This is a genomic window from Streptomyces sp. NBC_01304, assembly GCF_035975855.1.
GTDB lineage: Bacteria > Actinomycetota > Actinomycetes > Streptomycetales > Streptomycetaceae > Streptomyces.
In genome coordinates this window covers 9,104,124-9,131,049 of sequence record NZ_CP109055.1, presented here as the reverse complement: position 1 = coordinate 9,131,049, position 26,926 = coordinate 9,104,124, and the positions used below count along the sequence as shown (strand labels likewise).

Here is a 26,926-nt window from a genome sequence, read left to right as displayed (position 1 = left end):
CTACAGGTGTAGTGGCGATGTCTCGACCGTACTACAGATGTAGTGCGGGCGGGTAGGGTGTTCCTCATGGCCGTACGCATCTCCGGCGCCGCCCGCGCCGAACTCATCGCCGACACCGCCCTGGCACTGCTCACCGAGCGCGGCATGCGAGGGCTGACGCACCGGGCCGTCGACGAGCTCGCCGAGCTGCCCCAGGGGTCCACGTCGAACCACGCGCGCACCCGGCTCGCCCTCCTGGAGGCGGCGGTGCGCCGCCAGGCGGAGCGGGAGGCGCGGGTCCTCACCCCGCAGGAGATGCCCGACCCGGCGGGCGGCCTGGAGTCGCTGGCCGAGGGGCTCGCGGTGGCGCTGCACCGGTCCGTGGCCGAGGAGCGGGACCTGGTGGTCTCGCGCTATGAACTGGCCCTGGAGGCGACGCGCAGGCCGGAGTTGCGGGCCTATTACGACCGGGCCGGCGCCCAGTTCCGGGAGCCGCTGACCGCGCTGCTGCGGGCGGCGGGCTCGAAGGACCCCGAGCGGCACACGCTGTCCCTCGTGGCCTGGTGCGACGGCCTGATGTTCTCGTGCGCGGCGGGCTCGTTCCACGCGACGACGCCGACCGTGGAGGAGCTGCGGCTGGGGCTCTTGGAGTTGTTGCGGGGGATGCTGGGGGACTAGGGCGTGTCTTCAAACTCCCGTCGTCGCCCGAAGGGCGGCCTTGCGGCGTCTGGTGCGTGCTCTCGGCGTGCCGGGTGGAAGTCCTCGTACTGGACGCACTTGGGCTTTCGCCCGGTGCGGCGAGCGTGCGCCCGCTGCGGCAGCAGCTGATGTCACTGCGGCGTCGCGGGGCAGGCGGGAGTTTGAAGACAGGCCCTAGGGCCGCTCTCCCCGCCGGGGCGGCGGCCGGGCGTCACCCGTGTGGGGCAACGTGCGCTCGTCCGCACCCCCAAAGCCCTTGTGACACAGCAGAGTTGCGCGGGTGCATCGAACGACGACCTCTGTGGCTCTGCTCATCACGGTGGCGGCCTCTGCCGCCGTCTCCGGCTGCGTCTCCGTGCGGGCGCCGGCCTCGCCGGATCACCGCGCTCCCGCGGCCGCTTCCTCGCCGAACGGCGCGCCGCGCGCCCAGCGCGAGGCGGAGCCGCAGATCGTGCAGGCCCCGGCCCGGGAGGCGCTGGAGCTGATCGAGCCGGCCGGGGACGGGCGGGTGCGGGAGGAGCAGGTGCGGGAGGAGCGCACCACGGCTTCCTCGCCCGCGAAGGGGCGCGCCCCGTACGGCGCGGGAACGCGCGGGGCCGAAGGGCGCGGCGAACACGGGGCCGGAGCGCGCGGCGACGTCACATCCAAGGGCAACAACGGGGCCGACGGCGGCAGCAGGGCCACGGGCGGCACCGGCTCGGGCCACGCAAGCCCCGGCTCCCGCCCCGCCCGACCCCCGTCGGCCGCGCCCGCCGCCGGCCCCGATGTCTGCGGCCTGGGCGAGCAGTACGGCGACTGGGACCCGAACAGCCCGCAGGCCCGCATCTGCCGTGACACCTACGGGAGTTGAGCCCACGGGAGTTGAGCCGACGGCGGCCGGCGAGGTCTCCCCGCCACGACGGCCCGTGCCCTACCCCAGCTCGCCCTCCAGCCGGGTGATCGCCGCCCTGATCCCGTCCCCGTACGCGTCGTCGCCCAGCGCCCCGATCGCGGCCCGCGCCTGCCTCAGGTGCTCCCGCCCCTCGTCCCTGCGGTCCAGCTTCACGTAGTCCGCCGCGAGGTTGAGGTGCAGTGACGGGTAGAAGCCGCGGACCGCGAGCGACTGGTGGTGTTCCTCCACCCGCTCGTCGGTCAGCACCTCCGCCGCGGTCAGCGCCCGCAGGTCCCAGGCCAGTTCGTCCGCGGGATCGTCCTGTGCGTCCGCCATGAAGTGCGCCAGCGTGCAGCGGTGCAGCGGGTCCCCGGTCTCGCCGATCTCCGCCCACAGGTCGAGGTAGCGGTCCCTGGCCTCTTCCCGGTCGCCGGCGTGGAGCAGCATGGTGACCTGCCCGATCCTGGTCATGACCGCGTCCCCCGCCGCCTGTTCCTGCTGCTCCGCCACTGCGTCCTCCATGTCGGTCGACCACGCCCGTCGGGCTGTTCCGTCAACCAGGTTCGTCAGACCATCGCCGATCACTGATGACGCTAGCTGGCAGCACTGACAATCGCGGGCAGGCGCGGGCCCACACCCGGGGCCCGCCCGGCCGTTCGGCCCCTGGGGCGCGTGTCGGAAGTCCCTCCTGCCCCGCGACGCCCGGCACGCCCCCACTGCCTCAAGAGCGTGGGAGGTGCCCCCGCTCGCCGCACCGGCCGAAAGCCCCAGTACGTCCGGTCCATCGACGGGGCCTTCCGGCCGGCACGCCGAGAGCACGCACCGCGGACACCAGCTTCCCCCAAGCGCTCGGCTTCGCTCGAGCAGGGAGGTGCCCCCCTCGCAGCGGGCGCAAGGCCCGCCCTCCGGGCGGACGACGGGACTTCCGACTCACGCCCTAGGCGTCGGTCTCGGCCAGATTCGGGATCCGCCAGTCGATCGCCAGGTGCCCTTGCGCGGCGACCGCCTCATTGATCTGGGTGAAGGGCTGCGAGCCGAACCACTTCTTCGCGGACAGCGGCGAGGGGTGCGCGCCCTTCACCACCGCGTGCCGCTCGGCGTCGATCAGCGGGAGCTTCTTCTGCGCGTAGTTGCCCCACAGCACGAACACCGCCGGGTCCGGGCGCTCGGCCACCGCGCGGATCACCGCGTCCGTGAACTTCTCCCAGCCCTTGCCCTTGTGCGAGTTGGCCTCGCCGGAGCGGACCGTGAGCACCGCGTTGAGCAGCAGGACGCCCTGCCGGGCCCAGGGCATCAGATAGCCGTTGTCCGGGATCGGGGTACCGAGCTCGGCCTGCATCTCCTTGTAGATGTTCCGCAGCGACGGCGGGGTCTTCACGCCCGGCTGCACGGAGAAGCACAGACCGTGTCCCTGGCCCTCGCCGTGGTACGGGTCCTGCCCGAGGACCAGCACCTTCACCTGGTCGAACGGCGTGGCGTCGAGCGCGGCGAAGACCTCTTCGCGGGGCGGGAAGACGGGCCCGTTCGCGCGCTCCTGCTCGACGAACTCGGTGAGCTCCTTGAAGTAGGGCTTGTCCAGTTCCTCGCCGAGCACCTCGCGCCAGGACTCGGGGATCAGCGCTGAGTAGGTCGGGTCCGTCACGTCAACAACCTCCGGTGTGCGGTCACTTCTCGACCACAGAACTTACCTTCGGCCACTGACAGCGCCGCGCCCGGCCGGGGTCGTGCAACCCCGGCCGAAGCCGCGTACTACCAGCTGGTCTTCCGTTGCAGCTCCCACATCATCATGATCGTCGACGGGTCGAGGGCCCGCTCACCGCCCGCGATCTCCTCGCTGGCCGCCACGTACTGCTTGCCCTGCCACAGCGGCAGCAGCCGCGCGTCCTTCACGAGGATCTCCTGGGCCTGCCTGAACGCCGGGATGACGTTGGCCCGCTTGGCCTCCTGCCTGGACTGGGGCAGCAGCTCGTTGACGATCTTCGGGAGGTTGTACGGCGTGCCGAGCACGTTGTGCTCGCCGACGAAGGGCGCGATGAAGTTGTCCGGGTCCGGGAAGTCGGGGAACCAGCCACGGCCGAACACCGGGTACTCGCCCTTGGCGTACTCGCCCTGGTACACCTTCCACGTGGAGCGGCTCTTCAGCGTGATGTCGAAGAGCTTGGACTTCTCGAGCTGGCGCTTGATCTCCTCGAACTCCGGGCGCGTGACCGAGCCGTACCGGTCGGTCGTGTACCAGAGCGTCAGCGGCACCTTCTGGTTGATGCCCGCCTCAGTAAGGATCTTCTTGGCCTTGGCCGCGTTCGGCTTGCCGAAGGTGTCGAAGAAGCCGGTGGTGTGGCTGGCGACGCCCGCCGGGACCATCGAGTACAGCGGCTCGACGGTGTCCTTGTAGACGTTGTGCGCGATCGCCCCGCGGTCGACGACCTGCGCGACGGCCTTGCGGACGGCCGGGTTCTTCGTCCAGGTGTCCTCGGGGTTGAACACGAGATACCGGATCTCCATGCCCGCGCCCTCGACCAGTTGCAGCCCGGCCTCGGGGTCGTGGGTCCTGAGATCGACGATGTCCTGGGCGCCGAGACCACGGAACGTCACATCGATCTGCTTCGCCTTCAGGGCGTCGACCATGCCGGCCGAGTCCTGGAAGTAGCGGATCGTGACGGCGCTGTTCTTGCGGTCGGCGGGCCCCTTGTAGTTCTCGTTCTTGACGAGCACGGCCTCGAGCGGGCGGGCGTCCTTGTCGTCGGACACCTTGTAGTCGTCGAGGGCGTAAGGCCCGGAACCGGTGAGCTCCGTGCCCGTACGCAGCTTGTCGGCCGGGTACTCGGCCGGATCGACGATCGACATGGCGGGTGTCGCGAGCACGAACGGGAAGGTCGCGTCCGCCTTCGTGAGGTGGAAGGTCACCTCACGGTCGCCCTTCACCTCGACGTTCTCGAGGTTGGAGATCATCGTCCCCGGCAGGCCGGGAGGCGCGTCCGGAGCATTGGCGATCTTCTTGGTCCGGTCGAAGGTGTGCTTGACGGCCTTGGCGTCGAGCGCGTCGCCGTCCGAGAAGGTCAGACCGTCACGGATCTTGCACGTGTACGTCTTGTTGGTGTTGTCCTCGAACCGGCAGCTCTCCGCCGCCTCGGGCTCCGGCATGGTGCTGCCGGTCGGGAAGCTCATCAGGGTCTGGAAGACGTTCCGGTACAGCTCCCAGGAGCCGTCCCAGGCCCCGGCGGGGTCGAGCGTGCTCGGCGCACTGGTGGTCCCGACGACGATGACGTCCTCGCCGTCGGCCCCACCGGAGGGCAGCAGTCCGCATCCAGCAAGGAGGGATACGGACGCAAGTGCCGCAGCGGCCCGCAGACATCGGGTCCGGTTGAACACGCGCACGCTCCTCGATCGGCCTTGCCAAGGGGTTGGCAGACCTTACCGCAGTGCCCCGCCGGTCCAACCCCTAGGATCGGCAGGGCACTTGATGTGCGGGAACGTCTCCTACGGGAGACTTGCGCGGGGTTCGTCACCGACGCCCGTATTGGTCCTGCGGCGCGCAGCGGATCAGCCGACGCCCGCGTTCAGGAAGATGCCGCCGTCCACGACGAGCGTCTGCCCCGTGATCCAGTCGGACTGCGCGGAGGTCAGGAACGCGGCCGCGCCCCCGATGTCCTCCGGCACGCCGAGCCGGCCCAGCGGGTACGCCGCTGCCGCCTCCTCCTCGCGGCCCTCGTACAGCGCAGCCGCGAACTTGGTCTTGACGACCGCGGGCGCGATGGAGTTGACCCGCACCTTCGGCGCGAACTCGTGGGCGAGCTGCACGGTGAGGTTGATCATCGCCGCCTTGCTCATGCCGTAGGCGCCGATGAACGGCGAGGGCGAGACGCCCGCGACCGAGGCGATGTTGACGATCGCGCCGCCGTTCTCGGACTGCCAGGCCCGCCAGGTCTGCTGGGCGAAGCCGAGCGCCGAGATCACATTGGTCTCGTACACCTTGCGCGCCACATTGAGGTCGAGGTCGGCCATCGGCCCGAACACCGGGTTCGTACCGGCGTTGTTGACCAGGAAGTCGACCCGTCCGAAGGCCTCCATCGCGCGCTCCACGGCGACGGCCTGGTGTGCCTCGTCGTGCGCCTTGCCGGCCACGCCGATGACCCGGTCGGCGCCGAGCTTCTCGACGGCCTCCTTGAGCGCGTCCTCGTTGCGGCCGGTGATGCACACCCGGTCGCCGCGGGCCACCAGGGCCTCGGCGATGCCGTATCCGATGCCGCGGCTCGCGCCCGTGACGAGCGCGGCCTTCCCGCTGTCCTGCACCGTCATGTCCCTTGTCCTTAGCGTTCGTTGAGGGGTGGTCGTCGGGGCGTCAGTTGAGCGGGCCGCCGGCGACGTACATGACCTGCCCGGAGACGAAGCCCGCCGCGTCGCCGGTGAAGAAGGCGATGGCGTTGGCGATGTCCTCCGGCCGGCCGACGCGCTGCACCGGGATCTGGGAGGCGGCCGCGACCTGGAAGTCCTCGAAGCCCATGCCGACGCGTTCGGCGGTGGCCTTGGTCATCTCGGTGACGATGAAGCCGGGGGCGACCGAGTTGGCGGTGACGCCGAACTTGCCGAGCTCCTTGGCGAGGGTCTTGGTGAAGCCCTGCAGACCGGCCTTGGCGGCGGCGTAGTTGACCTGGCCGCGGTTGCCGAGCGCGGAGGACGAGGAGAGGTTGACGATGCGGCCGAAGCCCGCGTCGACCATGTGCTTCTGGCAGGCCTTGGACATCAGGAAGGCGCCGCGCAGGTGCACGTTCATGACCGTGTCCCAGTCCAGGGCGCTCATCTTGAACAGCAGGTTGTCGCGGAGCACGCCCGCATTGTTGACGAGGATCGTGGGCGCGCCGAGCTCGGCGGCGATGCGCGCGACGGCCGCCTCGACCTGCGCCTCGTCGGACACGTCGCAACCCACCGCGAGGGCCTTGCCGCCGGCCGCGGTGATGGTCTCGACGGTGTCCTTGCAGGCGGCCTCGTCGAGGTCGATGACGGCCACGGCGCGGCCCTCGGCGGCCAGGCGTACGGCGGTCGCGGCGCCGATGCCTCGTGCGGCGCCCGTCACGACGGCTACCCGCTGCTCGGTGGTGGACATGCTGGTTCTCCTCGCCCTTTGGATTGCGGCCCCGGCGGTACGCCCTCAGGTGAGCGACCGCTTAGTACCCTCAGCAGACGAGACGCTAGAAGCCCTGGCACCCGGTGTCAACGGCCCACCGGATCCCAGGGCTTCCACAAGCCTTCAGCAGCGCCTGTTCAGCGCACAAGCAGGTCGAGCAGCCGCTCGACCTCGGCCTCCGGATCCAGGGTGAGCCCGGTGTGCACCGGGCCGGGCTGGACCACGGTCGAGCGGGGTGCGATCAGCCATCTGAAGCGCCGCCCGGCGTCGTCCCGGGCCGCCTGCCCGGCCGCCTCGCCGCCGTGGCAGACGCCCTCGACGGCCCGCAGCGCGGCGCGTACGCCCACGACGTCCGCGTCCGGGTCCAGGGCGCGGAGCTTGCCCTCGTCCAGGTGCGTACGGGCGGCCACGAAGGTCTTGTTGCGGCAGTAGACCAGCACGCCGGCGTTGAACATTTCCCCGCGCTCCACGCGCGGGACGACGCGCAGCACCGCGTACTCGAAGACGTCGCGCTCAGTCACTGGCCGTCCTCGCTGTGCGTGCGGTCGTTCTTGGTGGGGTGCGGCCAGGCGGGGAGGTGGTCGGTGAGCCAGCCGGGCGCCTTCTGCGGCTTGCGCTCGGTAAGGGGCGCCAGGCTGATCCGCTCGACGAGACCCTGCACGCGCGCGTGCAGCACATCGACGTACGCGCGGCGCAGCTCGTCGGGGTGCTCGAAGCCGGGCTCGTCGACCAGCCACTCGTCGGGCACGTCGGCGGCGACCGAGGCGAGCAGTTCCTCGGTGACCTGGGGCGCGAGCGCGTCGTGGGCGGCTGCGACGTCCGGGGCGAACCGCGCGAGCACGTGGTCGGAGGCGTCGTAGGGCTTGGCCGCCGAGGCCCCGGCCGTCTTCCAGTTGTGGTGCCAGATCATGCTGGCGCCGTGGTCGATGAGCCAGGGCTCGCCGTGCCAGACCAGCATGTTGGGGTTTCGCCAGGACCGGTCGACGTTGTTGATCAGCGCGTCGAACCACACGACCTGCCCGGCCTCACCCGCCGCCACCTCGTAGGCGAGGGGGTCGAAGCCGATCGACCCCGGCAGGTAGTCCATCCCGAGGTTCAGCCCGCCGCTCGCCTTGAGCAGTTCCTGCACCTCCTCGTCGGGCTCCGAGAGCCCGATCACGGGGTCCAGCTGGATCTGCACGAGTTCGGGAACGCGCAGACCGAGCCGGCGCCCGAGCTGCCCGCAGATGACCTCGGCGACCAGGGTCTTGCGGCCCTGTCCGGCTCCGGTGAACTTCATGACGTACGTGCCCAAGTCGGACGCCTCGACCAAACCGGGCAAAGATCCACCCTCTCGCAGGGGTGTGACATAGCGGGTAGCAGTTACTTCCGTGAGCATTTTCCCAGGCTATACGGCCGACAGAGCCCGGTAACCCGAGGTACGCCCCGGGAGTTGCCAGCCACCTCACAAGTGGCCAGGCGTTGACACTGGGGAGTATCTGGGGAGTTTCGCCACCAGAACCACGAGTTCCGCCTGCGCGGCGAGGTCCAGACGCCGCTGGAGGTGATCCGCTCGGCAACGTCGACCGCGGCGGAGTTGCTGAACCTGACCGGGGAGATCGGGACATTGGCCGTGGGCGCGCACGCGGACCTACTGGTGGTGGACGGAGATCCGTTGGCGGACCTCGGGGTTCTGGCGGAGCCGAAACACTTCCGCCACATCATCCAGGGCGGTGCGGTGGTTTCCGGGACCTGACGCCGGAGGAAACCGGGCACCCCCCTTCACCCGGCGCTGCCCTCGACCGGTCCGCCCTGCGGCTGCTGGGGCAGGCCCGCCCCGACTCGCACGGCGATCTCACGCAGCCAGATGTGCGCGGCGTCGTGCGTATGCACGGGATGCCACCACATCGCTTCCTGCAGGGGCACGGCCTCGTAGGGAGGTTCCACGACGCGGACGGGGGCGATCGGTGCGAGCAGGCGGGCGAGCCGTGCCTGGACCATGGCGATCCGCCGGGTGCCGGCCACGAGCAGCGGCAGCAGCTGGAAACTGTCGACGGACACCTCCACACGCGGCTCCACCCCGAGCATCCCGAGCTGGCGGACGGCCGGTGCGTCGTACGTCCGCTGGTAGGTGACCCACGGCAGGTCCGCCAGGTCCTCCCTGGTGAGCCGGTCCGCGACGGACGGGTGGTCATCAGCGATCACGAAGACCCACCGGTCGTCGTAAAGGTCGGTGGCGGGGAAGTCGCTGATCACGCCGTGCGGCATGAGCAGTCCATCGACGGTGCTGAGCAGGGTCGTGGTGTCGTCGACCACGGTGGGCGGTGTCTGGGTGAAGCGCAGCCGGACGCCGGGGGCCACTTCGTGGACGACGCGGGCGAGTTCGGCGCCGAAGACGGCGACGGCGTAGTCGGAGGCCACCAGCTTGAACTCCCGGCTCTCATGTGCCGGGTCGAACGTGGCCTGGCTGGCGAAGAGCCTCTCGATGACGTCGTAGGCGGTGGAGGTGCGTTCGAGCAGGACCTGCCCGAGCGCGGTGCGTTCGTAGTGGCCGCCGACCCGGGAGAGCAGGTCGTCGTCGAAGTGCCGGCGCAGCCGGGACAGCGCGGCGCTCATGGCGGGCTGGCTCAGTCCGACGCGCTGCCCGGCACGGGTGACGTTGCGCTCCTCCAGCAGGGCCCGCAACGCGACGACAAGGTTGAGGTCCAGACGGGCCAGATTCACGGGCTTTCCCTTGCTGTACGGCGTCGGACAGCGCTGACCAGCAAACATCTGGCAGATGGATGGACGCTATCCATACAATCGATTTCCCTGATCCTCGGTGGCGGGTCCAGATTAGTCCCACCGCAATCAGGAGGACATGCCCGTGAAACCCGCTCCCCCATCCGCGCCCTTCGCCGGCCCCTTCGCCCTCGCGACGCTCTCGGCCCCGGACGGCCCGACGTTCCCCGCCCTGGTCACGGCCGACGAGCACGTCGTCGACCTGCGCGACGCCCTCGGCGAGGAGCAGTTGACCGTCCGCCGCCTCCTGGAGGACTGGCCGGCGGTACTGCCCCGACTGCGGGCCCTGGCCGACGACGGTTCCGTAGAACGCAGGCCGCTGGCGCAGTTCCGGGCGCACGCGCCGGTCGAACCGCGGCAGGTGTTCCAATCGGGTGCCAACTACCGGCAGCACGTGATCGATCTGCACGTCGCCCACCGCGCGCCCGGTGACGACCGGCCGGAGGACGAGCGGCGCGCGGAGGCCGCCGAGATCATGGACCGGCGGGCGAAGGAAGATCTGCCGTACGTGTTCATCGGTCTGCCGAGCGCGATCACCGGCCCGTACGACGACGTCGTACTCCCCGGGTGGGCCGAAAAGCCGGACTGGGAGCTGGAGTTGGCGGCGGTGATCGGCCGCCCGGCGCACCGGATCTCCGTCGACGAGGCGCTGGAGTACGTCTCCGGGTACACGATCGCCAACGATCTGACCGACCGCGCGACCGTCTTCCGACGCGACATGCCGCAGATCGGCACCGACTGGCTGCGCAGCAAGAACGCGCCCGGTTTCACCCCACTCGGCCCGTGGATCGTGCCCACCGAGTCGATCGCCGACCCCGACGACCTGCGCCTGGTCCTGAAACTGAACGGCGAGACCATGCAGGACGAGTCCACCAAGGACATGATCTTCAACGTGGCGCGCATGGTGTCGTACGCGTCGCAGAGCGCCCGACTCCTACCGGGCGACGTGGTGTTGACCGGATCCCCCGCCGGCAACGGTATGCACTGGGGCCGGCTGCTGCGCGACGGCGACGTGATGGACGGCTCCATCACCGGGCTCGGCGCCCAGCGCACCCGCTGCGTAGCAGAGGTGGCGTCGTGACAGCTCCCGACCGGACCGACCCGGAGGGTGCGATCGCCGGGGCCGCCAAGGCGTACTCGAACTGGGGGCGTTGGGGCGAGGACGACCGGCTCGGCACCCTCAACTTCCTCGACGAGGCCAAGCGACGCGAAGGCGCCGCGCTGGTACGGCGGGGCGTCAGTTTCTCCCTCTCGCAGAGCTTCGACATGGACGGGCCGCAGAAGGGCTGGCGCCGCCGTACCAACCCCGTACACACGATGCTCGACACGGGCACCGACGCGGCCCTCGGCAACCAGGGCTTCCCGCACGGCCTGGGCGGCGCGGACGACGTGATCGCGATGCCGCTGCAGTGCTCCACGCAGTGGGACGGGCTCGGCCACATCTTCGACCACGGCAAGGCGTGGAACGGACGCCCGGCGGAGCAGGTCGTCACCTCCGACGGCGACCTCGTCACCGGCATAGAACACATGGCCCCGTACGTCGCCGGGCGCGGCGTCCTTCTCGACGTGGGCCAAGTGGTGGGCCTGGACGGCGAGTTGCCGGACGGTTTCGCGATCACCGAGGAGCATCTGACCGCGACCGCCGAGGCGCACGGCATACCAGTCGGCCGCGGCGACATCATCCTCGTGCGCACGGGACGGCTCGCGCGGGCCCGGCGCGAGGGCTGGGGCGAGTACGCGGGCGGCCCCGCACCCGGCCTCTCCTTCACCACCGCTGGCTGGCTGCACCGCACCGAGATCGCCGCGATCGCCACCGACACCTGGGGCTTCGAGGTCCGCCCGAACGAGTTCGAGCACGCCTTCCAGCCACTGCACCAGGTCGCCATCCCCAACATGGGCCTGCTCATCGGCGAGATGTGGGACCTGGACGCGCTGGCCGCCGACTGCGCGGCCGACGGCCAGTTCGACTTCTGGCTGACCGCCGCTCCGCTGCCGATCACCGGTGCGGTCGGTTCGCCCGTCAGCCCCATCGCCGTCAAGTAGTACTCGGCCTCCCTGAGGGACAAAGGAGTTCCCCGTATGAGCACAGCCCGCACGGTTCTCGTCATCGGCGGTGGCGCGGCCGGCAACGCCGCGACGATTCTGCTGCGCCGCGCCGGGATCGCGGTCGATCTGATCGAGGCCAAGGACGACTGGAACGCCACCGCCGGGTCCGGCATCACCCTCCAGGGCAACGCCCTGCGCGTGCTGCGCGAACTCGGCGTGTGGGAACAGGTGGAGAAGTCCGGGTACGGCTTCGCCGCGGTCGGCATCACCGCCCCCGACGGCACCGTCCTGCATGTCGCCGAGGACCTGCGCACCGGCGGCGACGACCTGCCCGCCACCGTCGGCATGCAGCGCCCCCAACTCCAGCGCATCCTCATCGACGCGGTCCGCACCAGCGGGGCGACCGTCCGCCTCGGTGTCCGGGCCACCTCACTGGAGCAGTCCGCCGACGGTACCGGCGTCACCGTCGCCTTCGACGACGGCAGCCAGGGCCGCTACGACCTGGTGATCGCCGCCGACGGTCTCGGCTCCGCCACCCGCGCGGCCATCGGCATCACGGACGAACCGGAACCCACCGGCATGGCCATCTGGCGGATCGCCGCACCCCGCCCGGCCGGAGTGACCCGCACTGACCTCGCCTACGGCGGCCCCGCCTACATCGCCGGCTACTGCCCGACCAGCGTGAGCACGCTCTACGCGTACGTCGTCGAGGCCAACCGCGACCGTGCCTCCATCCCCACCACGTCCTACGCCGACGAGATGCGTGCCCTGGCACAGCACTACGGCGGCCACTGGGCCGAGATCACCGCGCACATCACCGACCCGACGCAGGTCAACTACACCTGGTTCGACCGGATGCTGATCGAGGGCTCCTGGCACCGCGGCCGTGTCGTCCTCGTCGGCGATGCGGCGCACTGCTGCCCGCCCACCCTCGCCCAGGGCGCGGCCCTGTCGATGGAGGATGCCTGGGTCCTCGCCGAGATGCTGACCGCCGCCGACGCCTGGGACGACGCCCTGTTCCAGGCGTACTACGAGCGGCGGATCCACCGCGTACGTCCCGTCGTCGAAGCGTCCGTGCAGATCGGCCAGTGGCAGCTCGACGGAGTCCGCGACGCTGACATACCCGGGCTGATGGGCCGCACCATGACCATGCTGCGGGAGCTGCCGTGACGACCCCGCCCACCGTCGACGTGCACGCCCACGTCCTGCTGCCCCAGATCGAGGCACTGGTGGACGGAATGCCGGGCCACGCCGAGGCCAAGGCCCTGGAGGCCCGCCGCAACGGCCCGGACGCTCTGAAGGTCAACGGCCCGATGATCGGCGAACGCATCGCCCGGCTCACCGATCCGACCGTCCGCCTCGCAGTGATGGACGCCCAGGGTGTGGACATCCAGCTGGTCAGCCCCTCCCCTTCGCATTACCACTACTGGGCCGACGAGAAGACGGCCGAGAGGGTGTACCGGCTGGCCAACACGGCGACAGCAGCGCACTGTTCGGCCGCCCCCGACCGGCTGCTCGGACTCGGTCTCGTACCGCTGCAGCACCCCGAACAGGCGGTGCACGCGCTCGACCACGCCCTTGAGCAGGACCTGTCCGGGGTGGAGATCTCCAGCCACGCACCGGGGCGCGAACTGTCCGACCCCGCCTACGAACCGCTGTGGGCACGGGCCCAAGAGACCGGGGCGATCGTCTTCCTGCACCCCTTCGGCTGCACGCTCGATGCACGCCTCGACCGGTGGTACCTGTCCAACTCCGTCGGCCAGCCCACCGAGAACGCCGTCGCCCTGTCCCACCTGATCTTCTCCGGCGTCCTGGACCGCCACCCCGACCTGAAGATCATCGCGGCGCACGGCGGCGGCTACCTTCCCACCCACATCGGCCGCGCCGACCACGCCTGGACGACCCGCTCCGACGCCGGGTCCGGCTGCGCCCACCTGCCCAGCAGCTACCTCAAGCGTCTCTACTTCGATTCGCTGGTCCACGACCCCTACGTGCTGCGGGAGTTGGTGCGCGTCGCGGGTGCCGATCGGGTGCTGCTCGGCTCCGACTTCCCCTTCGACATGGGCACCGACGACCCGCTCGGTGCCCTGCGCACCGCCCGCCTGTCCCACGCCGACTTCGACGCGGTGCGCGGCGGCAACGCGGCCGCCCTCCTCCGGAAGGACTGATCCCCATGAACGGACGTCTGCTCACCCACCTGCGGCACGTCGACCTCGCCGTGCCCGACTACGACAAGCAGCTCGACTTCTACTCCGGCGTCTGGGGCCTGACCAAGGTCGCCGAGGACTCCGGTCTCTCCTTCCTGGCCGCCGAGGGCTCCCCCGAGCAGTACGTCGTACGGCTGCGCCAAGCCGACGAGAAGCGCCTCGACCTCGTCTCGTACGGGGCGGCCTCAGCGAAGGACGTGGACACGCTCGCGGAGCAACTCCTCGCGGGCAACGTGCAGTTGATCTCGCAGCCCGGGAAGGTCGACACCCCCGGCGGCGGCTACGGTTTCCGCTTCTTCGACGTCGACGGCCGCACCATCGAGGTCTCCGCCGACGTCGAGGTCAGGCAGCACCGCAAGATCGAGGAGAAGGAGGCCATCCCGGTCAAGCTCTCCCACGTCGTCCTCAACTCCCCCGACCTGAACCGGACCCGGGAGTGGTACGAGCGCCACCTCGGCTTCGCACTCTCCGACACACTCTCCTCACCCCACATGGGCGAGGTCATGCACTTTATGCGGATCAGCAACCAGCACCACTCGATGGCCATCGCCAAGGGCCCGCACACCGCCCTGCACCACATTTCCTTCGAGATGCGCGGCATCGACGAGTACATGCGCGGCTCGGGCCGCGTGCTGCGCGCCGGGTTCAAGAAGGTCTGGGGCCCTGGCCGGCACATGGCTGGCGACAACACCTTCACGTACTTCCTCGACCCGCACGGCAACACCGTCGAGTACACCACCGAGCTGGAATGCCTGGACGAGGACACCTGGCACCCGCACGTCTACGACTTCTCCAAGCCCGAGGTCACTGATCAGTGGGGTACGGCGAACGCGATGAACGAGATCGTCGCCAAGGAGTCCTTCAACGACCCCGACCGCGGCGTGTTCGTCGCTCCGCCGGTCTGATCCCACCCCGAGTTCCGGGGGCGCGGCGGCCGTGTCCATGCCCTGACTCACCTCCGCGCCCCGGCCCCTCCTCGCGCCAGGAGTCCTCATGCGATTCGCCACCTACGTACACCAGCACCGCACCCGCGTCGCCGTCGTCGAGGAGGACGGCACGCTCTACCCGCTGCCCGGCATCGCTTCTCTCACCGAGCTGATCCGCTCCGGCGGCGGCCTGCCCGCCCTCCTCGAAGCGGGCGCCGCCGCGCTCGACGTACCGCCGGGGCCGCATGTCTCCCAGGTGCGGCTGCTGCCCCCACTCCAGCCGTCCTCCGTACGGGACTTCGTCACCTTCGAGGAACACGTCGAAGGCGTACGCAAGGCCGTGGACGGCGTCGCCGGAGTGCCCGAGCAGTGGTACGCGGCGCCCACCTTCTACTTCACCAACCCGCACGCGACGTTCGGCCCACACGACGACGTCCCCGTGCCCCCGGGCTCCACCGCCCTCGACTACGAACTCGAAGTCGCCGCCGTCATCGGCCGCGAGGGCGGCGACCTCACGCCCGAGCAGGCCCGCGACCACATCATCGGCTACACGATCTTCAACGACTGGTCCGCGCGCGACCTCCAGTCTGCCGAGATGAAGGTCGGCCTCGGCCCCTGCAAGGGAAAAGACACCGCCACCACCCTCGGCCCCTATCTCGTCACGCCCGACGAACTGGAGCCGTACCGCGACGCCGAGGGCTTCCTGCGCCTCGCCCTCACCGCCTCCGTGAACGGGCAGGTCATCGGCAAGGACCTGCTCTCCAACATGAGCTGGACCTTCGAGGAGATGATCGCCTACGCCTCCCGCGGCACCCGCGTCGTCCCCGGCGACGTCCTGGGCTCCGGCACCTGCGGCAACGGCGGCTGCCTGGCCGAACTGTGGGGCCTGCGCGGCAAACAGACCCCACCGCCGCTGAAACCCGGCGACACCGTCACCCTCACCGTCGAAGGCATCGGCACGGTCTCCAACACCGTGGTCACCGGCGCCGCCCCGGTCGTCCTGCCCACCGGCCGGCGCCGCTCCCGGGAACGGCCGTGAGCGACCTGCGCCCCAAGCGGCTTCTCGGCAAGGTCGTGGTCGTCACCGGCGCGGCCCGCGGTCAGGGCGCCGCCGAAGCCGAGGCGCTCACCCAAGAGGGCGCCCGCGTCATCGCCACCGACGTCATCAAGGCCACGGGCATCCGCCCCCTCGACGTCACCGAAGAGGCACAGTGGGCCCAACTCGCCGCCGAGCTTAGGGAGTCCTGCGGACAGATCCACGGCCTGGTCAACAACGCGGGCATCACCTGGCGCGCCCGCCTCGACGAGGTCCGGGCCGCCGACTTCGCCCGCGTGCACGCCGTCAACGTCACCGGCCCCCTCCTCGGCATCCAGCACCTCACCCCGCTGATGCCACCCGGCGCCTCCATCGTTAACGTCGGCTCGTCCGCCGCGCTCACCGCCCACTACCCGGTCGCGTACACGTCCAGCAAATGGGCGCTGCGCGGCCTGTCGAAGGCCGCCGCGCTCGAACTCGGGCCGCGCGGCATCCGCGTCAACACCATCCACCCCGGCTTCATCGAGACGGAGATGACCGCGTCGGCCGCCCCCGCCTTCCGCGAGAGCAACCTCCGCGAGACCCCGCTCGGCCGCACCGGCACAGTCGACGAGATCACCCCGCTCGTCACGTTCCTGCTCTCCGACGACGCCTCCTTCATCACCGGCGCCGAGATCCCCGTCGACGGCGGCTACACCGCCCACGGCGGCGCCAAGTCGATCTCCGACGCCCTGCGCACGCAAGCCGGATCGTAAAGAGGGCGGATGGCGAACCCGCCCTCGTCGCCAACAAACATCGGTGAAGCCGGGGCATCGCACCATCGCCCCTGTATCGGGCAGATGAAGGAGCGCAACGCACTCCACACGGTGTAGCAGTAACAGCCTCAAAAGTAGGTCGAACATGTTCACCGGAACTACAAAAGGGCAGGTCAGATGCCCTTCCCGAATGGCTCTAGAACAGCAACACACTCAACATGCGATGCCATCGGAAGTACATGGACCCGATAGCGAACCGCCCGCTCTGCACTTCACAGTCCACGCCGATGTTCCGATCCGTAAGGGCTCCAGCCCCGCAGGTGTGGCTTGAGCTCGTCTGGCGTCGGTTCTCTCGGAGTCGGTATCTCCGGTAGCCGGTTCAAAGGGTCGATCGACTGCGTGAATTCACGTGCCCATTCAAGCCAGCGGCCGGCCGATTCCAGAGCCGACTCGTCCGCGGTGCCGCACAATTGGGCAAGGCAACGCTCGAGAGCATCACAGTAGGCACCAAGCACGGCGGCCTCCTGCCAGCGTCCGGCCTGATCGCGCAACAGCACGCCGAGTTGATCCCGGACGGCTCTCTTCTTCGCCTCCTCCATAGCCGCCTGCCACCGAGCCTCACGCGCCGCCCTTGCCTCCTTATCGTGCTCCAATCGCTGAGCCTCCTCCAGGGCTCGGGCCTCGACCTCGCCGAGAATGACCCCCAACGCGTCCTCAAGTACCCGGGCCTTCCGATCTCGCCAACGACCCGGGCGAACTGACCGACCGTGGTCAAGTTCGATGACGAGACGCTCGGAGCGCTCCGGATTGGTGGACTGCGGGAACTCCTGCCTGACGGTGACCGTGCACGTGAAGCCGTCGACAACTACCTCCACACCGCCCTCGCGCCACGAGTAGTAGGACGAAACCCGCTTCACCACATACCCTCGCCGCACCGCTTCCGCCGCCAACCCCTGCAGCATCAGGAGCGTCCGGCGGCGGAGTGCAGACGGCATCACCAGCTGATCCTTGTTGCCCCGTATCGCAGCCACGGCCGGGTGAATCGAACTCAGTCGCGTCGGGACCGGGACCATCGATGAGGTGTCTGACGGCTGCTGACTCCTTGAGTTGGGATGCGCGCCATCAGCAAGGTAGAACACCCAGCCACGCGCCCCGAGCCGGGCCTTCTCGATGCGCCTGCCTGGCGGTTCCAGACCATGCCGCTTCGCGTAATCGACGACGCGCCGCCACTCCGCGACTTCGTCATCATCAGGGTCGGCCAGGCGCACACGCCCGTCGTCAACCAGACGCTGTACCAATTCCTGCGCCTTCGCCCGCCGGGCACGAGCAATTGGACGCTCACCGTGAGGCGTCGGACCGCGTTTGCCCCGCCCACCTGCTTTCACCGATGCCGGCGGCCCAGCTGACACCTCGTGAACGTCAACCCTCTCGAACGCTGGATCCTCGGGGTGGTGGCCTTGTTGGAGGTAGAACCGGCCTGCCTCGGTGACCTCCGCGCGGCCGGACCCGCCGCCTCTGGCGAGCATCAGAAGCCCCCGATCGCGTAGGGCATAGGCCGAGCGCCAATCTCCGGGCGCCCAGGCTCCAGGTCTTTCTCCGGCCTCGACGCGTCCGAGAAGTGCGCGCTGCCGTTCATTCAGGGCCGACCACCGGTGCACGACACCCAGTATGGCCCGCCGCTGCGGGAGGGCAGGCGGGCGGCGACAATTCGGGAGCGGCGGCAGTAGATCCAAGAACTTCAGGACGCCAGGGAGAGCATGCTGGAGTGCGCCCGTCGGCTCAGCATGAGGCCGAACACCGTCAAACGCTATGCCGCGCCGACCGCCTGGTCCGCTACATCAACTCAGTCGTATCGAAGGCGACCACGCCGTCTTGTCCCGCGCGCGGTCACCCAACTGCTGACCGCCTACCCCATCCGCCTCGACGAAGCCCAGCAGGCCCTCATCGCCCAACCAACCGGCGCCTGACGCCAGATGACGGCCATCGCCACCCAGTTCGGCAGCCTCCCGGGCCTGCGCATCCCCGTCGAGGGCAATGACCTGCACCTCACCGGCTGGATCACCGAAACCCGCGCCGCCGACCTGCCATTGCCGCGCCCCTCCGTCAACGGCCTGAATTTCGCCTGGAAGAGCAAAATTCCTCGTCCTGGCCGGGAGGGAAGGCCGAGGCGGGGCCGGGGAGTTGGATCCCACCTGCGCGCGGCGGCTCCACACGGTGCGGGCCACCGAACCAGGTACTTTCCCGGCGACGGCGTGACTCGAGCCGCGAGTGGGCGGAAGCGCGGTCCGTGCAGGTTCCAGCCGATGGCCAGGCCGGCAGATGAACGCTACTGGGGGTGATTGGCCGCGAGGTCGTTGAGGGCGCCGTTGACGACATACCAGGCGACGTTGAGGGTGTCGCGGTCCGGCCTGTGGTCCTCGCGGAACTCGCGGTGGGGATGGACAAAGTTGCGATAGTCGCGCAGCGTATGGCTGAAGCTGGTGACGTCCGCGTCGATCCATCGTGCGCGCGAGCAGATGTCGATCAGCTCCCCGAGGTTGATGCGTTTGAGGTCCCGCTGACTCAGCAGTGAAGCGTCGCGTTCTTGGACGACCGTGAGGAGAACACCTTCAAGCAGTGAGCCGAGCATGATGACGGCGGCGATGTGAGCACCATTGGCGAAGCACGTCCGGGCTTCGTCCAGGCGATGTTGCAGCAGCTGTGCCATACCCCCGTCGGTGATGATGTCGGCCATCGTGGCCTTCAGTTCGACGGGGGCCTGCTCTCCCGGGTGTCCGAGCGAGGGATCGCAGACCACCAGACGGGGACGGCCGCCGGGGTTCTCCAGGCGCCGGCCCTCATGGACGAGAAAGGCGTTGACCGCTTGGAGGACCTTGGCCAGTTGGTGAGGCTCCTCGTAGTACTCGCGGGCATCGGCCAAGCGCAGGAGAACCTGCTCCATCGCGGTGCTGTCGGCACGGCGTTCGGTGAGCCGATCCAGGGTCCACTGACTGCGGGACTCGCCGTCGAAGTCGAGGACATCGAGCCAGCCCGCATTCGCGAAGAAGCGGATCAGATCGCGAACACCGCGGTAGTAGAGGTGGTCGTCGCCGCAGATGACACGGGCTAGTTCTTTGAGCGTGTTGGTATCCAGGGCAAGAGTGTCGTTGCCCGATGCAAAGGTCATGCGCTCTCCTCCAGGTCCTCTGGGCTGCCGCCTGTGTCATGGCTGGAAACATTGCTCAGCTCAATGGCGTCATCGCTGCGGTCGTCGCGTGGCGAAGCGCTGCGGGAAACGGACGATTGCTCGCCAGTGCCAGCGTGACTAACGTCGTCGCTGCCAAGCACGTCGTCCTCGGCGCTTTCCTCGATGTCGGGGAGGTTGAGGGGGTTCCACGCGGGCATGTCCTGGCGCTCCGTCGTCGCAGGCGCGTATTGGGCGGGATGTATCTCCAGGCGATTCAGTTCGTCCCACAGCCCAGCGAGTGCCTCCTCCGAGTCGAAGCGGAACTCACTTTCGGGGATGCGGTAGAACTGCCAGCCCACCCTGCGTAGTTCACGGTCGCGCTGGTGATCGCGTTCGATCTGTTCACGCGTGGTGTCGTGGAAATAGGCGCCGTCGCACTCCACGGCAAGCCGTCCGCGGGCGCCGACGACGACCAGGTCGATCTTCTTGGTGCCCGCCGGGAATTGCGGTAGGACGTGATATCCGAGGGCCTTGAGGCGCAGGTAGACCTGTTGTTCGAACAACGACTGGAACGGTGCCTGTACGACATCGGCAGACACGAACCCGATGTCGTGTACGGCAGCGAGCGCTGCAGGCGGGTTGTGCATGTAGGTGATCAGGTTCAGGCGGATGTCTTTAGGCTTGAGGCGGTCAACCGGTACCGAATGGAACAGCCACATCTGATCTTGGGCGCGGCTGGCGGCGACGTTGTAAGCCTGTTGTTCGCTGCGGGCACCGCCAGCGATCCTTTTGGGGTCGGTGACCACCATGGACAGCAGGATCACGTGGCGCTCGTCGCCCTGGAATGAGGCGGCGTTACCTACCTGGATACGGTGCCGTTGACGCACGGCCGGAGCGATCCGCTGTTCGATCAGCACCTGAATATGCTTGATTTGGCCGAACCCTTGCAGGACGATCACGCCGATCGTCTTGTCGCGGTAGATCTCGTCCTCGGTGAGGCGCTCAAGGATGTCCACGACGGCTTCTGCTTCCATCGGGTTGTGGATGCGACTCTCGTGGCCGACCGTCGCCGCATCCTCGACGTAGGTGACACGCAGAGGATCCAGCCGTTCACCCCCGTACTGGCGAAGTGGCAGCAAAGAGTGGTCGTAGAAGGTTCCCGACGACCAGTTGATGATCTCCGGGACGCAGCGGAAGTGTTCATCCAGGCGGATGACTTCAGGGAAGAACGAGGTGAGCAGGCCGTAGAGGTTGGTGTGCGGCATGTACAGCTCGCGGACACCGGAAGGCATGTCATGTAGATAGGCGGCGAGTTTGTCCCGGATGGCCTGGTGGCGGCCGAAGCCGGTGGATGGGGGTGAGCACTGCTTGTCGTCTCCAACGACGATGACGCGCGGCGCGAGCCACAGCAGGAACAGAGCATCCATGCTGGCCTGACTAGCTTCGTCGACGATGACGACATCGAAGCTGTTACGGCCGGTCTGCACCATTTCGGCGACATCCGCGATGGGCATGACCCAGGCCGGGACGGCGCCCTGAGCAACCCGCATGCGTTCCTTCGCGGCGGCGCGCAGCCGGTCGGCGCTGCGGCCTGTACCGCGGCCGAGGTTGGACATGTGAGTCTGGTACATCTGCAAAGCCGACCGCTGCTCGGGGGTCATGTTCCTCAGACAGTGCAAACGGCCCCAGGTCGCAGCGAGTTCACCGGTGATCTCCTCCAGCAGGGCTTCTTGCTCGCCGAGTTCCTTGTCCAGACGCTGCTCCAGGCCGGGCGTGCGGCGAACGGCGACGAACTGCGCGGCACGTGCCCATGCCCAGGCGCGCTCCATCTGGGCCAGCTGCACGTCCCATTGCGGGTCATGGGCTTGTTCCAGCAGGCGGGCAGCGAGCACCGGGTGGGGGGTGCGGATCTGCTCGAGCAGATGGCGACAGCGCCGTCCGCGCGCATCCCGTTGGTGAGCGGCGTGCAGGTCGTCGACGGCCTTGATGTAGGCGGCGGAGTCCTGTTCGCGTAGCGCAGCCGCGAGGGCTCGCGCCTCTGGGGCCGGCGCTTGTCCGGCCTCGGTAGCGGTCAGGTGCTGATCCCAAAAGACGAGCTGGGCAAGGGCGTCGTCAGCGGCACGCCGGTGGGCCAGTGCGCCCGCCGCGTGGGTGAGGATCTGCCAGGCGGGGCGTGTGGTCAAAGCAAACCTGACGCCCTGGCCGACGAGGAGCTGGTCGATGCTTTCCCTCGCCTGAGCAAAAGCGGAAATGTGCTGCAACTGCGTCTGACGGTGGGCCAATTCCGCGAGGAGCACCTCCAGGTCTCCCTCGGGCAGGGGCGCGTTCACCTGCTGCCAGCGCACCGCAACGACGTCCAATGCGATGTGGGCGCGCAGATATGCCAGGACGTGGATCAGATCATCAGTGGTGCGCGGACTCTGCCCGTCGATGCTGCACAGGGTCAGGAGGTCGTTGGCGTTCTTCTGTGCGCGTGAAGCGAGCGACATCATCCGCTCGCGCACCCGTGGTTGGCCCTTGGCCTGCAGATGCTCGAGGAGGTCCTGCCCGAAGGTGACCATGCGCCCGGCCAGCGGCATGTCAAGGTCGTCGGGCAGGTGTACGCGCCGCATTCCGACCGAGTCGAGTGCGTGGCGCGCTTGGGTGATGTAGTCGGCGGTGTCCTCAACGCGCTTCCACAGCTGCGTCTGGGCCCGTGCCAGACGCTGGGTCAGCGCATGGGTCTCCCACCAGGTGTCCTCCCAACGGGCCGCGTCGGCGGGAAGGCCCAGGTGGTGCAGCGCGATCGCCGCGTTGTCCAGGTGCCGTGTGATGTCATCGGTCAGCGAGCGGTCCAGGCTGGCGAGGATGTCGCGCAGCTGCACGGTCTGTTCATCCAGGCCGTCGGATATCAGGCGGCTCGCGGCGAACGTCTCTTCGACCAGATCAGAGGCCGGCACCTCCTCGACGGCGGGCAAGGCACCGCCTGTCCGGGGTTCGCCGGCGCCCTCGCGCAACAACACCAACAGTTCCTGGGCCTGCTGCGCGGACAGCGGCGGCTGTTCGGGCGCATTCTCGGCCGGGGCACCGATCCACTCCAGTGACGGCCGGTGGTCCTGGACTTGCTGCACGATCTTGGCCAGGGTGCCGTCGTAACCGGGTGCCACGCCTTGGTGGCGGTACTCCTGCTCGCGTACGGACAACAGCTGGTCGGTGAGCGTGCCGATGCGGCCCCGGATGTCGAGGCGACGCTTGGTCAAACGGTTGATCTCCGCCTGCAGAGTCTCAGCATCCGTGCTCGCCACCTGCGTGGTCAGCGCTGTCACGGTTCGCTCCAACTCGCTGATGCCGCTCTCACTGCGGGTGGAGCTGAGCAGCAGCACACACAAGTCCCGCACGGGTTTCGGAAGTTTGTCGCGCAACACAGCAAGCGGCTGGTCACGGGCGCTGGTGACCAGGACGCGCTGACCCTCCGCGAGCAGAGCCGACACCAGGTTGGCGATCGTGTGCGTCTTGCCCGTGCCCGGCGGGCCCTGCACAACCACGCCGGTGTCCTTCTGCAGCCGGCGCAGCACCCTGCGCTGCTGCTCGTTCGTCTTGCCCGGGAAGAGTGGATCATCGCGAAAGAGCGGGGCCTGGCCCACGCCGTGACCGTCCCATGCCGCGCGTTCCTCGGCGCTGAGACCGTCCAAGACCATCTGGGCCAGGCCGAGGGGTGCGTACTCCTCCGCTGCAATGGTCTCCGCGATCTTGCCGTACAAGCGGAGCAGGGCGTTCAGATTCCGCGGCCGCATCACCAATGCAGGCGCATACGTCACCCGCGACACGGGCTCGTCCGACTCAGGCGGCTGCCATCGGGCGCTGAAGGCGATCCGATGCTGATACGCGCGGTCTTGCCACTTGGACAGCAACTCGACCGTGTCCGGGTCCAGTGGGTGCACGGCACTGGCGGCGATGTCATCCCCCAGGACTGCGGACTGCTCGCGGATCCAGCCGTCCCCCGAGTCCAGGAAGTCCTGGTCCTCCAAGCGCATTGCCCCTTCCGCGGACAGCCGCACCGTCACCTCGGCAGTACCGCGGTGCACTGATGTCTCGACGCGCTGGACGAGCAGATGCCGGTGCACCACGTCCTGCCCCGGCTTGTTCCACGTCAGCAAGCCCACGGCCAGAACCAGTTCGACCCGGTCATCCTCCAGCGCAAGCCGCTGATGCCAGGCATAGACCATGTCATACAGGGCACGCAGCGACTGCTCACGGCGCTCTTTCGCCGCCCAAGCCCGCCAACGGTCCAGCCACGGTCCGTACGCGCGCAGGACCTCAACCGCCTCATCACGGGAAATGACGGCCGGCTCATCGTCCCGGGCCTGGCCTGCAGGTACCGGCAGCCTGCTGTGCGCTGGCCCCTCGTCAGCCAGCGGCGGATCATCCGCGTCGGGGTTCAGGCACACCAGCGGATCTACCCAACCCTCAAGGAGCTCCGGAAGATCCGGTGGCGGCTCCTGCGGAACGTGCTTGAGCTGCAAAAGCACGCCGTCTTCACGAGCACCGGGCTTTCGGATCTGGTCGGGCAGATCCGAAAGCCACAGCCGTTCACGGCCACGACTACGGTCATCCCGCTGGCGCTGATGACTGCTACGCACCATCTCCTGCAGAAAGTTCACCAGCCCTGTGGTCCTCGTCAGGACATCTGGATCTGCAGCATGGCGACGCAAGGCGTTCATCGTTTCCCCTCCGCGTGGTGACGAACGCTCCAGGATGAGGTAGCAGCCTGCAAATGCGCCCGAGCTTCACGCAGGATGACCGAATTTCGACTGCACGTTGTAGCCGTCCGGTCCCTAAAAGTCACCCACCCTGCCGGAGGCTTACGCGGACCGGCGATATCCAGAGGCGCACACGGAAGGGTCGCCCTGGACCCGCCGGTCGAGATCACGGGTCCGGGGCGACCGCATCAAGGAGAACCTGCAGCTCGAACAGCGAGGCTTGTCGGTACGGGCCAGCCTCCACTGCTGAGGATGGGGCCGGGGCAGGCCAGGAGTCGACGACGCGTAAGGCCCTGGCTCCCGCATACCCCCTGGCGATCACCCAGCGTGCTGACAACAGCAGGGGACTGCGCCGCCTCGCCCCTGGTAGCGGCGGCTTTCGCTGGGGAGGATCTGGGGAGTTTGCGCCCCCTCTGGGGAGCGCGTGGGGAGGATCCGCTGCATAACGCTGCACGAACATGAACCGCCCTGAAAGACGCATCCCTGCAGATCAGCCATGGCGCAGGCGGCATTTCCGCAGGTCAGCGCCCCCAGCTGGACGACTTCATGACGTACGTGCCCAAGTCGGATGCTTCGACCAAACCGGGCAAAGATCCACCCTCTCGCAGGGGTGTGACATAGCGGGTAGCAGTTACTTCCGTGAGCATTTTCCCAGGCTATACGGCCGACAGAGCCCGGTAACCCGAGGTACGCCCCGGGAATTGCCTACCGCCTCACAAGGGGACAGGCGTTGACAATGGGGAGTATCTGGGGAGTTTCAGCCGAGGTCGCCCGTGACGTCAGGGCGGCACGGGGCCCGGGCACGGAGCTGACCTCTTCGCTACACCTGACCCTCTCCCACCCCAAGAAGGTGGGACAACGGTCGGACCAGACGCCTCAGACGATCCACTCCACCTTCGAGCGAGCATTGCCCTACGCCGTGCTGTGAGTCAACGCCCGGCACTGTCTCCTGTCAACGAACCGATATCCGCCGGGAGTTCTGGACGGGCAGCCGAGGCCGTTGGGTCGAACGGAGCCTCGGCGGGGGCTTCGCTCCGCACGGTCGCTGGTAGGACCTTGTCCTCCCACCAGGACAGGCCCATCACGGTACCGAGTAGAACGAAGGGGACCAGAAGGACAAGCGCGTACATGCGTATCGCCTGCTGTCGAGAAGCGTGCGATGGGGCGGTCAGCGTGTTGCTGCCCGCACGGGGCGCATGGAGGCTGGGCCGGACGGCGTGGCGACGGCGAGGAGGCACGTGCGGGACGCGGTGGGGTTCCGGGGCCGATGCGCAGGGTGCGCTCCCGTGCGGGGCGCGATAGCTGCTCGGCGCTGCCGGGGGCCGGGGCGGCATCGTGGAGATTAGCCGCTGCCGTTTTTGCCGGACAGGTGCCAAGTGGCCATCTACGCCGGAAGGTAAGCGTTGACGTCGGACGGTATCTGGAACCTTTGGGCAGGACTACGCTGTGGAGTGAAGCCCCGGCCCCCGGCAGCGATGACCATTCCCCGAGCTCTCGCCTTCTTCCGGTTCTCGGCTTCGCCTGAGCGGAGGAGATCCCGCTGAGCAGGGACTCTCTCGCTTCGGGAGGCCCGCCGTGATCCTGTTGTTCGCCGTCGTCGTCATGATCCTGTTCGCCTTGGGCTTCCTCGATGCCCTGTGGTGGCTGGCCGCGGCCGTGCTGATCTTCGGGTACCTCTACTTCGGCCTGGGCGGCGCCGGCAGACGGCACCGTGGCGGTGATTCCGAGTACGGGCAGTACCGGGACGACCGCGATCACGAGGAACGATTCGACCGCCGCTACCGGCGCCAGCGCCGAGGTCGCTGGATGCGCCAGGACCGCCGCGACCGACAACAGCACGGATAGGCAGGCGTCATGAACCGGACGGTCAGGACACGAGAAGAGCGATGGGCGTTGAAAGCCGACGTGGTCTGGGGGCATGTGGACCTGGCGCCCGCCATCGTCATGCTCCGGGCGGAGAACGACACTCTGCGGCGAGCCCTGGCCAGCCACGTGGTGATCGACCAGGCGCGCGGCATGGTGATGGCGCTGGCTCCGTGCTCCCGCGGTGAGGCCAGGAGCCTGCTGGTTGACATGGCACGGCAGTGCGATCTCAAACTCCGCGAAGTCGCCGTCGGCCTGGTGGCCACCTCCGACGGATACCCGCTGCCCACACAGCTGGACGTGGCGCTGCGCCGTGCGCTGCGGCGTCTTCACGCGGCAGAGCGCCGATGACCCCCCGCACCGCCCGCAGGCCAAACCTCCATCGGGGCAGGTCATGATCAAGACAGCTGATGTCCGCGAGTGGCGCGACCGCAAGGTCGTGGACCGCGAAGGGCACAAGATCGGTGTTCTCGAAGCGGTCTATGTGGACACCACCACCGACGAGCCCGCCATGGCCACCGTGCGGACCGGGCTGCCGACCCGGCACCGGCTGCTCTTCGTCCCGCTCGACGAGGCGACCGCAGGCCCCGACTATCTGAAGGTTCCCTACGCCAAGTCCCTGGTGGGCAAGGCGCCTTCGATCGGCACGGACGACATCCTGCCCGCCGGGCAAGAGGCAGCGATCTTCCAGCACTACGGCCTGGCCTATCAGCCCGGCGCGGCGGGAGAGCGGCAACTTGCCCGCCGCTGAACCGTT

At 68.6% G+C, this 26,926-nt stretch carries 24 protein-coding genes and 2 pseudogenes; 14 read left to right on the top strand and 12 right to left on the bottom strand.

What is annotated here, in order from left to right:
- The first annotated feature begins 66 nt into the window (after positions 1-66).
- Both OG430_RS40645 and OG430_RS40640 read left to right on the top strand, forming a co-directional pair.
- Positions 67-657: a TetR/AcrR family transcriptional regulator gene (locus OG430_RS40645; protein WP_327357679.1), complete on the top strand. Its 591-nt coding sequence runs from the start codon at positions 67-69 to the stop codon at positions 655-657.
- 322 nt (positions 658-979) lie between these two features.
- Positions 980-1,528: a hypothetical protein gene (locus OG430_RS40640; protein ID WP_327357678.1), complete on the top strand. Its 549-nt coding sequence runs from the start codon at positions 980-982 to the stop codon at positions 1,526-1,528.
- Between the two features lie 60 nt (positions 1,529-1,588).
- On the opposite strand, the gene OG430_RS40635 is transcribed toward OG430_RS40640, so the two are convergent.
- The 7 genes from OG430_RS40635 to OG430_RS40605 form a co-directional block, all read right to left on the bottom strand.
- On the bottom strand, positions 1,589-2,071 hold the full coding sequence (locus OG430_RS40635) for a hypothetical protein (RefSeq protein WP_442816645.1): 483 nt from the start codon (positions 2,069-2,071) through the stop codon (positions 1,589-1,591).
- Positions 2,072-2,486: 415 nt separating this feature from the next.
- On the bottom strand, positions 2,487-3,191 hold the full coding sequence (locus tag OG430_RS40630; RefSeq protein WP_327357676.1) for a uracil-DNA glycosylase: 705 nt from the start codon (positions 3,189-3,191) through the stop codon (positions 2,487-2,489).
- Between the two features lie 107 nt (positions 3,192-3,298).
- Positions 3,299-4,918 carry an ABC transporter substrate-binding protein gene (locus OG430_RS40625; RefSeq protein ID WP_327357675.1) on the bottom strand — a complete coding sequence of 540 codons (1,620 nt, stop codon included), beginning with the start codon at positions 4,916-4,918 and terminating at the stop codon, positions 3,299-3,301.
- A 171-nt stretch (positions 4,919-5,089) separates the two neighbouring features.
- A complete protein-coding gene (locus OG430_RS40620; RefSeq protein WP_327357674.1) occupies positions 5,090-5,845 on the bottom strand; it encodes an SDR family oxidoreductase in 756 nt (251 codons plus the stop codon).
- Positions 5,846-5,888: 43 nt separating this feature from the next.
- The gene (fabG, locus tag OG430_RS40615; RefSeq protein ID WP_327357673.1) at positions 5,889-6,650 is read right to left on the bottom strand and encodes a 3-oxoacyl-ACP reductase FabG; all 762 of its coding nucleotides are present in this window, start codon (positions 6,648-6,650) and stop codon (positions 5,889-5,891) included.
- A gap of 158 nt (positions 6,651-6,808) precedes the next feature.
- On the bottom strand, positions 6,809-7,192 hold the full coding sequence (locus OG430_RS40610) for a DUF3037 domain-containing protein (protein ID WP_327357672.1): 384 nt from the start codon (positions 7,190-7,192) through the stop codon (positions 6,809-6,811).
- A complete protein-coding gene (locus tag OG430_RS40605) occupies positions 7,189-8,049 on the bottom strand; it encodes a HipA family kinase (RefSeq protein WP_327357671.1) in 861 nt (286 codons plus the stop codon). Before OG430_RS40605 ends, OG430_RS40610 begins: the two co-directional genes overlap by 4 nt.
- Before the next feature lie 123 nt (positions 8,050-8,172).
- On the opposite strand from OG430_RS40605, the pseudogene OG430_RS40600 reads away from it, so the two are divergent.
- Positions 8,173-8,406 (top strand): annotated as a pseudogene (locus OG430_RS40600) (amidohydrolase family protein); the annotation flags it as partial.
- A 26-nt stretch (positions 8,407-8,432) separates the two neighbouring features.
- Here OG430_RS40600 and OG430_RS40595 read toward each other — a convergent pair.
- Positions 8,433-9,374 (bottom strand): LysR family transcriptional regulator, encoded by a 942-nt coding sequence (locus OG430_RS40595; protein ID WP_327357670.1) that lies wholly within the window; start codon positions 9,372-9,374, stop codon positions 8,433-8,435.
- A 136-nt stretch (positions 9,375-9,510) separates the two neighbouring features.
- On the opposite strand from OG430_RS40595, the gene OG430_RS40590 reads away from it, so the two are divergent.
- The 7 genes from OG430_RS40590 (at position 9,511) to OG430_RS40560 (ending at position 16,401) form a co-directional block, all read left to right on the top strand.
- Entirely contained in the window at positions 9,511-10,512 is a 1,002-nt protein-coding gene (locus tag OG430_RS40590) for a fumarylacetoacetate hydrolase family protein (RefSeq protein WP_327357669.1), read from the top strand.
- Positions 10,509-11,474 carry a cyclase family protein gene (locus tag OG430_RS40585; RefSeq protein ID WP_327357668.1) on the top strand — a complete coding sequence of 322 codons (966 nt, stop codon included), beginning with the start codon at positions 10,509-10,511 and terminating at the stop codon, positions 11,472-11,474. Before OG430_RS40590 ends, OG430_RS40585 begins: the two co-directional genes overlap by 4 nt.
- A gap of 36 nt (positions 11,475-11,510) precedes the next feature.
- The gene (locus tag OG430_RS40580; protein WP_327357667.1) at positions 11,511-12,647 is read left to right on the top strand and encodes an FAD-dependent oxidoreductase; all 1,137 of its coding nucleotides are present in this window, start codon (positions 11,511-11,513) and stop codon (positions 12,645-12,647) included.
- Positions 12,644-13,645 (top strand): amidohydrolase family protein, encoded by a 1,002-nt coding sequence (locus tag OG430_RS40575; protein ID WP_327357666.1) that lies wholly within the window; start codon positions 12,644-12,646, stop codon positions 13,643-13,645. The genes OG430_RS40580 and OG430_RS40575 overlap by 4 nt, the downstream gene beginning before the upstream one ends.
- 5 nt (positions 13,646-13,650) lie before the next feature.
- Positions 13,651-14,589: a VOC family protein gene (locus tag OG430_RS40570; RefSeq protein WP_327357665.1), complete on the top strand. Its 939-nt coding sequence runs from the start codon at positions 13,651-13,653 to the stop codon at positions 14,587-14,589.
- 88 nt (positions 14,590-14,677) lie between these two features.
- Positions 14,678-15,649 (top strand): fumarylacetoacetate hydrolase family protein, encoded by a 972-nt coding sequence (locus tag OG430_RS40565; protein WP_327357664.1) that lies wholly within the window; start codon positions 14,678-14,680, stop codon positions 15,647-15,649.
- A complete protein-coding gene (locus OG430_RS40560; RefSeq protein ID WP_327357663.1) occupies positions 15,646-16,401 on the top strand; it encodes an SDR family NAD(P)-dependent oxidoreductase in 756 nt (251 codons plus the stop codon). The genes OG430_RS40565 and OG430_RS40560 overlap by 4 nt, the downstream gene beginning before the upstream one ends.
- Positions 16,402-16,673: 272 nt before the next feature.
- On the opposite strand, the gene OG430_RS40555 is transcribed toward OG430_RS40560, so the two are convergent.
- Entirely contained in the window at positions 16,674-17,669 is a 996-nt protein-coding gene (locus tag OG430_RS40555) for a hypothetical protein (protein ID WP_327357662.1), read from the bottom strand.
- Between the two features lie 516 nt (positions 17,670-18,185).
- Between OG430_RS40555 and OG430_RS40550 the strand changes: the two genes are divergently transcribed.
- Positions 18,186-18,368 carry a hypothetical protein gene (locus OG430_RS40550; RefSeq protein ID WP_327357661.1) on the top strand — a complete coding sequence of 61 codons (183 nt, stop codon included), beginning with the start codon at positions 18,186-18,188 and terminating at the stop codon, positions 18,366-18,368.
- Positions 18,369-18,727: 359 nt separating this feature from the next.
- On the opposite strand, the gene OG430_RS40545 is transcribed toward OG430_RS40550, so the two are convergent.
- The 3 genes and pseudogenes from OG430_RS40545 to OG430_RS49565 all read right to left on the bottom strand — a co-directional run.
- The gene (locus tag OG430_RS40545; protein WP_327357660.1) at positions 18,728-19,567 is read right to left on the bottom strand and encodes a hypothetical protein; all 840 of its coding nucleotides are present in this window, start codon (positions 19,565-19,567) and stop codon (positions 18,728-18,730) included.
- The gene (locus tag OG430_RS40540) at positions 19,564-24,207 is read right to left on the bottom strand and encodes an AAA domain-containing protein (RefSeq protein ID WP_327357659.1); all 4,644 of its coding nucleotides are present in this window, start codon (positions 24,205-24,207) and stop codon (positions 19,564-19,566) included. Before OG430_RS40540 ends, OG430_RS40545 begins: the two co-directional genes overlap by 4 nt.
- A gap of 623 nt (positions 24,208-24,830) precedes the next feature.
- Positions 24,831-24,953, bottom strand: a pseudogene (locus OG430_RS49565) (HipA family kinase); the annotation flags it as partial.
- A 928-nt stretch (positions 24,954-25,881) separates the two neighbouring features.
- On the opposite strand from OG430_RS49565, the gene OG430_RS40535 reads away from it, so the two are divergent.
- From OG430_RS40535 to OG430_RS40525, 3 genes are read left to right on the top strand one after another with little or no spacing between them, the layout of a single operon-like run.
- Complete coding sequence (locus OG430_RS40535; RefSeq protein WP_327357658.1) at positions 25,882-26,151, top strand: hypothetical protein; 270 nt, start codon at positions 25,882-25,884, stop codon at positions 26,149-26,151.
- A 9-nt stretch (positions 26,152-26,160) separates the two neighbouring features.
- Positions 26,161-26,520, top strand: a complete 360-nt coding sequence (locus OG430_RS40530; protein WP_327357657.1) for an ANTAR domain-containing protein — start codon at positions 26,161-26,163, stop codon at positions 26,518-26,520.
- Positions 26,521-26,563: 43 nt separating this feature from the next.
- Positions 26,564-26,920, top strand: a complete 357-nt coding sequence (locus OG430_RS40525; RefSeq protein WP_327357656.1) for a PRC-barrel domain-containing protein — start codon at positions 26,564-26,566, stop codon at positions 26,918-26,920.
- Positions 26,921-26,926 lie beyond the last annotated feature (6 nt).